This is a genomic window from Petrotoga sibirica DSM 13575, from assembly GCF_002924625.1.
GTDB classification, from domain to species: Bacteria; Thermotogota; Thermotogae; order Petrotogales; family Petrotogaceae; genus Petrotoga; species Petrotoga sibirica.
This window is the reverse complement of record NZ_JAHC01000025.1, coordinates 1-576: the sequence shown is the minus strand read 5'-3', so window position 1 is coordinate 576 and position 576 is coordinate 1. Positions and strand designations below refer to the sequence as shown.

The 576-nt window shown below is 35.4% G+C and carries 1 protein-coding gene; it reads left to right on the top strand.

What is annotated here, in order from left to right:
- The coding region (locus tag AA80_RS06575) for a tRNA1(Val) (adenine(37)-N6)-methyltransferase (protein ID WP_146049058.1) at window positions 1–530 on the top strand (530 nt) is incomplete at its 5' end.
- Between the last annotated feature and the right edge of the window lie 46 nt (window positions 531–576).

Sequence of the window (576 nt, the reverse complement as noted above, 5' to 3'; positions counted from 1 at the left end):
TCAGTCTCGTAATTGGGAAAATGCTAACAAACAGTAAAATCATTGGGATAGAAATACAAAAAGATCTATATGAATTCTCCTTACAAAACAAAGAAATAAACGAAATAAACAACGTAGAATTTCTCAATTTAGAGGTTAATAACGTCAAAAACCATTTTGACACAGAATCTGTAGACTATATAATTTCAAATCCTCCACACTACTTTGATGGATTAAAAAGTCAAATCAGCGATAGAAAAATCGCCAGATCAGCTGAAGACTTAAAAGTATTAGTAGATTTTATCTATGCTTCAAAATTCCTTTTAAAAAACAAAGGTTTAGGCTGTTTTATAATTCATCCTTACATTCTTTCAGACGTATTAATAATCTTAGAAAAGAATAATTTAGAACCTCAACACATATATATCGCCTACGGGAACAAAGAAAAAGACGCCCAACTAGTCTCTCTAACATTTAGAAAAAACGGAGGTAGAAATTTGCTCATTCACCCTCCAATCTTCTTCTCTGAATGGAGCGGGGAGCAGGGCTAAGGGAAAGACCTCCCTTCCCTATGGGGGGGAGCGGGGGAAGGGCGCT